The sequence below is a fragment of the Schwartzia sp. (in: firmicutes) genome (genome assembly GCF_978017985.1).
In genome coordinates, this window is the sequence record NZ_CDXDFU010000148.1 from 1 (window position 1) to 9,364 (window position 9,364).

Below are 9,364 nucleotides of genomic sequence, written 5' to 3' on the forward strand. Positions count from 1 at the left end.
ATGTTATCCCTTTTGATTAAGTCTGTTTTGCCAAACATTTCCTATCGCTATATGTTCTTGACGGGGCTTTGCCCCTTCAAACTTCCCCACAGGGGTCTTACCCCTTGACCCTGCCTAAAACGCCCTGCGGGCTTATTCAGCTTCAGCCGCGCGGGAACTGCTGAGATATGTTTCAAAATATATCCGACCGCGTCGAACTGTATCGGCTATCCCGCTGTAAAGCCAAGGCTATCATAAAACTTGAAAGAACAGCTCTGCCAGGCTAAAACGGATTCCCCGACGCGGGAGGCACTTTCTTTTGCTCTGAAATATCGCTCGTCGCGGGTGAAATGCCGGAGGAGTGTCCAGCGGGGAAACTTCCCTCACTTAATCAATTTTCCTTTTGTCACAATCCCCTCACCGAACCGCGCTTTCAGTGAATCTATAGCGTCATAAAGCTTTTCTTTTTTCTGTGTATCCGCACCGTCAAAAAGTGATATTTCCGCTGAATCGCCGAAGCCGCTGCCGCTGATTCCCAAAAGGCGTACGCCCAAATCCTTCGGCATTGCCACCAGCGCGCAAAGCTCCTTTGCTGTGGCGTAGATATCCTCATCATAAGCGGTAGGCTGCGGCAGGGTTTTCCTTCTTGTATAGGTAGAAAAATCTCCGAACCTTATTTTTATCTGTATGGTATGCGCCATGGTGCCTGCGCAGCGAAGGCGCCAGCCTACCTGCCCTGCAAGGTACAGAAGCGCGGTGTTTATATCCTCCTGGCTGTATAAATCCTCGGGAAATGTCACCTCGCGCCCTATGGATTTCGCCTCGTGCTCCGGCTCTACGGGGCGGTCGTCAATTCCGCGGGACAGGTCGTAAAGGTGCTTCGCCGAGTGCTCTCCGAGGATTTTTTCCAGTTTCCTGATATCCGTCTTTGCAAGCTGGCCTATTGTTTCGATTCCCATGATTGCCAGCTTTTCGTTCATTCTGCGCCCAACTCCCCATATTCTTCTTACGGGCAGCGGCGAAAGCACGCGCTGAATATCTTCCTTTTCAATGACTACAAGACCGTCGGGCTTTTCCAGGTCTGATGCCAGCTTCGCGAGAAATTTGTTCGGCGCGATACCAACGGAGGCAACAAGCCCCGTCGCCTCAAAAATCTCCTTTTTGAGCCGCATGCCGTATTCCCTGCGGCTCTCCATGAGCCCTTCCATTCCCGTGATGTCAAGAAAGCCTTCATCTATGGAAAGAGGCTCTATGACAGGGGAAAATCTCGAAAGCACCTCAAAAATCTGCCGTGAAACCTCCGAATATGTCTCGTAGCTTCCCGACACGAATATACCGTTTTTGCAGAGGCGCCTTGCAGTTGCCATGGGCATGGCAGAACGCACGCCGAATTTTCTCGCCTCGTAGGAGGCCGTGGATACTACTCCGCGCGGGCCCAGTCCTCCGACAATGACAGGCTTTCCTCTGTATTCCTCATGGTCCCGCTGCTCTACAGAGGCAAAAAAAGCGTCCATATCCACATGCATTATCCAGCGGTCCATGATATCTTCTCCTTTCCTTATCTGAACAGCTCCAAAATCTCATCTTCGCTGAGCTTGGACAGAAAGCTCTCACCCGGCTGTATCATGCGGTCTATGAGGGCTTTTTTCTTTTCCTGCAGCGCAAATATTTTTTCTTCAATGGTTCCCCGTGTCACCAGCCGTATGACCTGCACGTTTTTCTCCTGACCTATGCGGTACGCACGGTCTGTGGCCTGGTCCTCGACGGCAGGATTCCACCACGGGTCGTAGTGTATTACCATGTCCGCGCCCGTAAGGTTCAGCCCTGTGCCGCCCGCCTTCAGGGATATGAGAAACACGGGCACGTTCCCAGTGTTGAAATCCTTTACAAGCGAAACGCGGGTAAGCGCCGGCGTGCTGCCGTCAAGGGAGTAATATTTCAGTCCTATGAAGGAAAGGCGCTGTGCAATCCTTGCAAGCATGGTGGTGAACTGGGAGAAAATAAGCACGCGGTGACCGCCGGATACCGCCTCCTGCAGAATCTCCTCCAGAAGGTCCAGCTTGCCCGAGCCGCCGTCGTAGTTCTCAAGGAACAGCGACGGATCGCAGGCAATCTGGCGAAGTCTTGTGAGAAGCGCCAGTATTTTTATGTGGCTGGCGTCAAAGCCGTGAGCCTTCAGCTCTTTTCTGAAATCCTTCTGTGCCTGCGCGAAATACGCGTCGTAAACCTTTGTCTGCTTCGTCGTCATTTCGCACACCATGCGGCTTTCCACCTTGTCGGGAAGCTCCGTGAGCACGTCCTTTTTCAAACGGCGCAGCACAAAGGGCGCTATGTGCCGGCGAAGCTCTGCCGATGCCTGCGGGTCCTGCGCGCGGACAATAGGAATTTCAAAATGTGAGTGAAATCTTTTGTGTGTTCCGAGATACCCGGGCATGAGAAAGTCAAAGATAGACCAAAGCTCTGTCAGAGTGTTCTCTATAGGCGTTCCCGTTAGCGCAAAGCACCTTTCCGCCCGTATACGCTTCACGGCCTTGGCGTTCTGCGTTGTAGGATTTTTTATGTGCTGGGCCTCGTCCAGAAAACAGTATCTGAACTTCATTTTCTCGTAAAGCTCTATATCACGCTTCAGCATGTTGTATGTGGTGATTATCAGGTCGCAGTCCGCGGAGGCGAGCTTTTCCCCGCGCTCCTTTTTCGTTCCGTCTATAGCTGCGGCTTTAATCCCCGGCGTAAACCGCGCCGCTTCATCAAGCCAGTTGTACATAAGTGAAGTAGGCGTGACAACCAGTGAAGGCTCCCTGCCTTCTTCTTTTTTGGAAAGAAGGAATGCCAGCACCTGAAGTGTCTTTCCCAGTCCCATATCGTCCGCCAGAATACCGCCAAGTCCGTGTGCCGCAAGCCCCGACAGCCACGAAAAGCCCGTGACCTGATAGTCGCGCATGACCCCCGAAAGCTCCTCCGGCACTGTAATATCCGATTCCTCAGGGCTTCTGATATCCCGTACAAGGTGCTTGAAGCTCCTGTCACGCTCAAGACGGAGAGTACTGTCCTCCCGGGCCAGGGAGTCAAGATACATGGCCTTTGCAAGGGGGATTTCCGCCTTTTTGCCGTCAGCTCCGCTTATGCCTGCGTTTTCCACGAACTCTGCCAACGCGGAAAGCTGCTGGTCCCCGAGAGATACAAAGCTCCCGTCCCTCAGACGGTGATATCTCCGTTTCAGCCTGTAGGACTGCAAAATCCCGATAAGCTCGTCAAAATCGAAATCGCGGTTCTGAAAGGACACCTCAAGAAGATTTTCATCATTGACGCTGACGCCCAGAGTTACCTTCGGCATTTTTGAGACAGGCTTTCTTTTGAAAACCTCCGTATAGTACACGTCCACCAGCTTCGAAAGCTCGGGAAGACCTTCCTCCAGAAATTCGTAAAAGGGCTCTTCATCGGGCTGCACCAGCCTGTCGCCCTCCTGCTCAAATGAAAAGGCGTCAAAAATGCTCCTTATTTTCCGCTCCGTCTCCGTATCCCGTATTAGATGACGTCCGTCCGAAAGGGCAGGCGGCTCCTGTGTTACAGGGTTAAAGGACGCGTCCCCGTAGTGGAAAAGCAGCCTTGCGGATACGCCCTCCCTGAAATAATCCAGATAGACCTCCGCAGCCAGCGGCATCATTTCGTACCGTGCAGAAAAAACTCCGTCCACCTCTACGTGGGCCGCCTTTTCCAGCTTCGGAAGCACCTCAGCGAAAAAGCCTGCCATGTGCTCGTCGTTCAGCCGCAGGGTTCGGGAGTTCAAAAAAGCCTGCTCTATAGCCTTCAGCCTTTCGGCAAAATCCTTTTCAGGCCTGTAAATCGTATTTCCTATGAGCACGTTTTCTCCCGTGGCATCAAGGAGAACCATGTCATCAGGCTCCAAAAGGGAAATCCTCGCGCCGCCCTCGGCCTCGTCCACACGGATTCGCACCTCGGGAGCCGTGTCCTCTATGTGTACCGTCTGCTCCTTTTTGCCGTTGAGCACGGCGGAAAAAGACGTGTCCCGCATAATCTCAAGGAATTCACGAAGAAGTCTCGGCGTGAGCTTGCACCGCTTCTGTTCGAACATGGTGCTTACGTTGTTATACGAGGAACGGAAATAGGAGCTGTAGACCTCCGTGCTTGCCACGTCCTGATACGCACGTCGCAGAAAATGCCAAAGCTTTTCCGAAAGCCCCGGGGCAAAGCGCAGCTTTGCAGGCTCCAAAGTGAGCTGCTTTCCCATTTCAACAGGCAGACCGCTGTCGTAGGTTCGCATGAATTCGGGAATATTTCGGAGGACATAAAGCCTTTCCCTTCCTATTTTGAACTCCAGCCAGTTCGTTACGTTTCCGTACTCGCGGAAAACAAAAAGCTTCGGCTCAATCCTGAGAGGTTCATCGTCTTTTCTGATGGGAGAGACATCTTTTCCCTCTCCGAAAATGGAAAAAAGCCTGAGCCCCGTTTCCTTTTTCATGACTCGGGTGCTCCGGCCTGCGGCTTCCCGCCGCTGTAATTCCTGTACTTTTTTCAGAAACGCCACTACGTGCTTGCAGGCGTCATTATACTGCTCAGCAGCGGGACAGGTGCAGGACCACTCTTCCACCTGCTCCCCGCGTATGACCGCCCTCACGGAATATATGTCCAGATTTCCGCGCACGCGGCCCCTGTATATAGTTTCGCTGCCGTCCGGCTCAACTTCGATCTTTTCTACGGCACCGTTCCGGTAATAGCGAAGTCCGCGCTCATAAAACGCTTCATTCGTTATAGACCGGATTTCTATATCCTTCAGCAATGAAATTCTCTCCTCAGCTTTCTTTCGCAAGCATGGCGTTCATGCGTGCGGCATTTTCCTTTGCGGAAAGATTTCCGTCAAAGAGACGCACCGCAGCCACCTGCTCCTCGCGGTTTCCTGCCGTGACTATTTCCACGCGGTTTCCGAGTATGCGTTTCACCTCATGCAGCTCGAGATTCAGCCGTGTGCCGTCGGACACCATGACATAGGACTCCGCCAGGTCGCTGTGCGCCGCGTTCACAAGCGCGCCCACCGAAGGCGTGTCGTCCTCGCCGCCCAGGGCAATGAGATTCGCTCCGAGACTCTGCAGGCGCTCCGCGTGTTTTTCGTCGTACGCCACCGCCAAAAGAGCCACAGGCATCAACGAATGGTTTGCCCGTATCATGGCATGAGGCTCCGCCATATTGTTCACAAAAATAGATTCAAGGCGCCCGAAGCCCACGCACTGCTCAAGGACAATGCCGGGGTGCGCCGTGTGAAGATGAACCGTGAATTTTCCCTTGTGCCGCTCCACAAGTATAAAGCTGGCTGTCGACTGCAGATATTCCTCAAGGCGCTCAGCGTCGCCCTTGGAATTTCCGATTTCAAAGGTCAGGCAGTACGGGTGAACCTCGTCCTTGCGCGGGTCGGGAATCCCCAGCTTCTGGTCGCCCGTTCCCACAGAAAAGTTAAGCATCGGGGACACAAAATTTCCGTTCAGGCCCTTCTGGCAGCCGCGAAGGAAATCCACCATGATGCGCTCGCCCACAACAAGAGGCTTGCCGTCCTTGCGCTCTCCTGCCTCTATGGCTGCGGTAAGGATTTCAGATATGGGGAGATTAGCTCGGACCGCCTTGTACGCGCCCTTTGCCACGGCGCGGGCCGTGGAGATAATAGGCCTGTCCACATCCTCGGGGAGCACTCTCTGAGCATAGAGAATGCCGTACTGGAACGCCTTTCCGAACTCGGAGGAGGTGGCGTCTATTTTGCCGAGAAGCCCCTTTTCCATTCCGCGGAAAAGCTGCGAAAGCACCACGCCCGACGAACCGCGGGCGCCGAGAGCAGCCGCCGAGGCTACCCTGCGTGCAAGCCCGCCAATGGTATCGTCCTGCGTATCTGCCAAAGGAAGCACTGCCGCGCCCATGGTACGGAGGATATTCGTACCCGGCGGAGTGACCAGCTTTGGATTGTCCTTTTTAGCCTGTTCATTTATGGATTCATATTCAAGGAGAAACTCACTGTACGCGCCCGTTACCATGCGCTTGAAGTCGCTTCCCGTAATAACTTCCCGGTTGGTTAAATTCCTCAATGCCATTCCGATGCCCCCGAACATAATATAGCGCGGACAGTACCGCGCCTTGAAAAATTTTGAAATAATTGCGCATAAAAAAAGGTATTCTTATACTTATTCGCGAATATATACTAGAATACCTTTTTATTTTGAATTTATTTTGAATAATATCTCAAATTTTTTCAGAGGAGCTATTTTTATGCCAACAGAGAAAAAATCCACCGCGAAAAAGACTGCTGCAGGCACGGCCGCAAAGACCTCAGCCCGCACGGCAAAAAAATCCGCTTCCGAGAAAACGGAAGAGACGGTAATAACATCAGTTCCCGAGACCGCGGAAGTAAAAGAAAAGCCCGCAAAGAAAACGACGAAAAGAAAAACCGCGGCAAAACGCAAATCCACAAAAAAGAAAACCGCCGAAGCAGAGAAAAAGCCCCGCAGGGAGCGCATCTTTGCACTTGATATAGGTACACGCAGCGTAATCGGTATCGTAGCCGAGCAGAAGGCCGACGGCACGCTGAACATCATCGCCACGGAGCGCGAGGAGCACAAGACGCGCGCCATGCTTGACGGACAGATTCATGATGTGCCGCAGGTAGCTGCCGTCATAAAAAATGTCAAAAGAAAGCTGGAAAAATCCGTAGGCGCACTTCACAACGTAGCAGTGGCGGCAGCAGGACGCGCACTCTACACCACCACCGCCGAGGCGGAAATGGAGGTCAACGGCATCATCACTGCCGAGCAGGAGCGCCGGCTTGATTTCGCGGGCGTACAGGCCGCACAGAGCAAGCTCGCCACCGGTGGAACGGTAGACGACCCCACGCGCTATTACTGTGTAGGCTACAGCACAATCCGCTATACTCTCGACGATTCGCAGCTTAAAACACTGGTAGGACAGCGCGGCAAAATCGCACGCTCCTCCGTAATCGCAACCTTCCTGCCGCGGCAGGTCATTGACTCCATGGACTCCGCGCTGCAGTCCGTAAAGCTCGACATGAGCGCCATCACCCTTGAGCCGATTGCGGCTATCAACGTACTCATTCCGCCAACCATGCGCCATCTGAACCTGGTTCTCGTGGATATCGGCGCAGGCACCTCGGACGTTGCCATCACGAAAAACGGCTCCGTCATTGCCTACGGCATGGTTCCACAGGCAGGCGACGAAATAACAGAAGCCATCTCACAGCGTTTCCTGCTGGACTTCAACGTAGCAGAGCACATCAAACGCGAAGCGGCTGACGGACATGAGGTAGAGTTTGACGACATTCTCGGCATGCACTACAAGCTCAAGCCGAAGGATATAATCGAGCCGATTCTTCCGAGCATCGAAAAGCTGGCAGAAGCTATCGCGAAGCAGATAGTAGAGCTGAACGGCAACGAGCCGCAGGCAGTTCTTCTTGTGGGCGGCGGCGCACTCACACCGCGTCTGGCGGATATCCTCGCAGATGTACTCAGTCTGCCGAAGGGCCGCGTCGCGGTGCGTCACCCGGACAAAATCGACGGTATCGAAGAGCTCCCCGACGAGCTGAAGCTTCCTGACGCCGTCACACCGCTGGGTATTTTGAAAATCGCGTCCCTTAACACCCTTCACTTTCTCACAGTATCCGTCAATGATGTGGAGTACCGTCTGTTCAACTTTCGCGATCTCACCGTCTCGGACGCGCTCCTGAACGCCGGCATACAGCTCAAAAAATTCAACGGCAAGCCGGGCCTCGGCATCATGGTCACAGTGGAGGGCCAGTCGAAATTCTTCCCGGGCACCATGGGAACTCTCGCAAAGCTAACCCTGAACGGCGAAGAAGCCTCCCTCGACACGCCTATCGCCGAAGGCAGCCGTATTGCAATCGAACCCGGCCAGGACGGCGTAATGCCGCACATCACCCTTTCCGACGTGCTGGATACGCCTCCGTCATTTGTAGTGTATATCAACGGAGAAGAAACGGTTCTCACGCCGCAGATTCTTCTCAATCAGGCGCCAAGCACCCTTGACCAGCCGCTCAAGGACGGCGACGTCATCACGGCGAAAAAGCTCCGCACCATAGGCGAGACTCTTGCCGCTGCAGGCTTTCCCCCGACAGGACGCAAGGTTCCCTATACTCTCAACGGAAACGCATCCCAGTACACGGCTGTACCTGAAATACGAGTAGATGACGAGCCTGTAACCATCTCCACGGAGGTTCACGAGGGCGATCGTATCGACTACGACATGCCTGCAGAGCCGAAGCTGGGGGACGTGCTGAACATTTCCGAGCTGGAAGCAAGCCTGCTCATTGATTTTAACGGCGAAGAAAAGCATATTCCCTCCGCCGTGGTAAGCCTTGAGGTTAACGGACGCCCCGCAACCACGAATACCATTCTCACGGAGGGCTCTGCCGTGCGCTATACAAAAAGTGAGCGCCGCGCAACCAACGTAGCCGACGCAATGGCAGCGGTGGGCTTCGTACCGCCCCCGGCAACCAGCCGCGTTACCGTGGAAATACTGGTAAACAAAAAACCTGCGCAGTTCACCGACCCCATAAAGAACGGTGACAGCCTGGATATAAACGTAAAACCCATAGGAGGAGCAAAAACCGCCCTTCCTCAGCCCTCAGACGAGCCAAAGCTGAAGGAAAGCCTTTTGGGGGACTACCTCTCCAAGCTCAAGGGAGATAAAGAGCCGGCTCCTGTGAAGAATGAGGAAAAGACTGACCCGTGGAAGAAATTCCATTCCTGAGAGCAGCAGGGTTAAACTGTTCATAAACAACAGCCGACGATTCGTTTGAATCGTCGGCTCTTTTTATGTTTGCTGTTCCTGCTATTAAAATTTAAGATTTTTCAGTTTTGAGCGCGGCGATTGTTTTTAATTTTTATCACGGTTTTCCATCATTTAGTTTTGACGGGGCGTCACCCCTTCAAACTTCCCCACAGGGTCCTTGCCCCAAGCCAACATGCCACTGGCATGTTGACACCCCGCTTAACGCCCTTCGGGCTTATTCAGCTTCAGCCGCGTGGGAACTGCTGAAGTATATTTCAAAATTTATCCGACCGCGTCGAACTGTATCGGCTATCCCAACGCAAAGCCGAGTCTATCATAAAAATTAAAAGAATAGCTCTGCCAGGCTAAAACGGAGTCCCCGACGCGGGAGGCACTTTCTTTCGTTCTAGAAATATCGCTCGTCGCGGGTGAAATGCTGGAGGGGTGTCCAGCGGGGAAACTTCCCCGCGGTGGGGCAGCGCGACGGGGCTAGCCCCGTCGCAATGGATGTATGATGGTAGTGTGCAGTTGAAACGATAACTTTTTTGATAGGACTGTTTTGCAATATTTTTCCTGAAGCTTTATG

General features: G+C 53.3%; 4 protein-coding genes. 1 reads left to right on the forward strand and 3 read right to left on the reverse strand.

The window, feature by feature from the left end; genetic code table 11:
* Nucleotides 1-362: 362 nt before the first annotated feature.
* The 3 genes from ACY69O_RS06810 to ACY69O_RS06820 are packed head-to-tail and all read right to left on the reverse strand — an operon-like array spanning nucleotide 363 to nucleotide 6,071.
* Nucleotides 363-1,520: a DNA polymerase IV gene (locus ACY69O_RS06810; RefSeq protein WP_462332715.1), complete on the reverse strand. Its 1,158-nt coding sequence runs from the start codon at nucleotides 1,518-1,520 to the stop codon at nucleotides 363-365.
* A gap of 17 nt (nucleotides 1,521-1,537) precedes the next feature.
* Entirely contained in the window at nucleotides 1,538-4,777 is a 3,240-nt protein-coding gene (locus ACY69O_RS06815; RefSeq protein ID WP_462332716.1) for a DEAD/DEAH box helicase, read from the reverse strand.
* 13 nt (nucleotides 4,778-4,790) lie between these two features.
* Nucleotides 4,791-6,071 carry a DAK2 domain-containing protein gene (locus ACY69O_RS06820; protein ID WP_462332717.1) on the reverse strand — a complete coding sequence of 427 codons (1,281 nt, stop codon included), beginning with the start codon at nucleotides 6,069-6,071 and terminating at the stop codon, nucleotides 4,791-4,793.
* A 175-nt stretch (nucleotides 6,072-6,246) separates the two neighbouring features.
* On the opposite strand from ACY69O_RS06820, the gene ACY69O_RS06825 reads away from it, so the two are divergent.
* A complete protein-coding gene (locus tag ACY69O_RS06825; RefSeq protein ID WP_462332718.1) occupies nucleotides 6,247-8,757 on the forward strand; it encodes a cell division protein FtsA in 2,511 nt (836 codons plus the stop codon).
* Nucleotides 8,758-9,364: the final 607 nt, after the last annotated feature.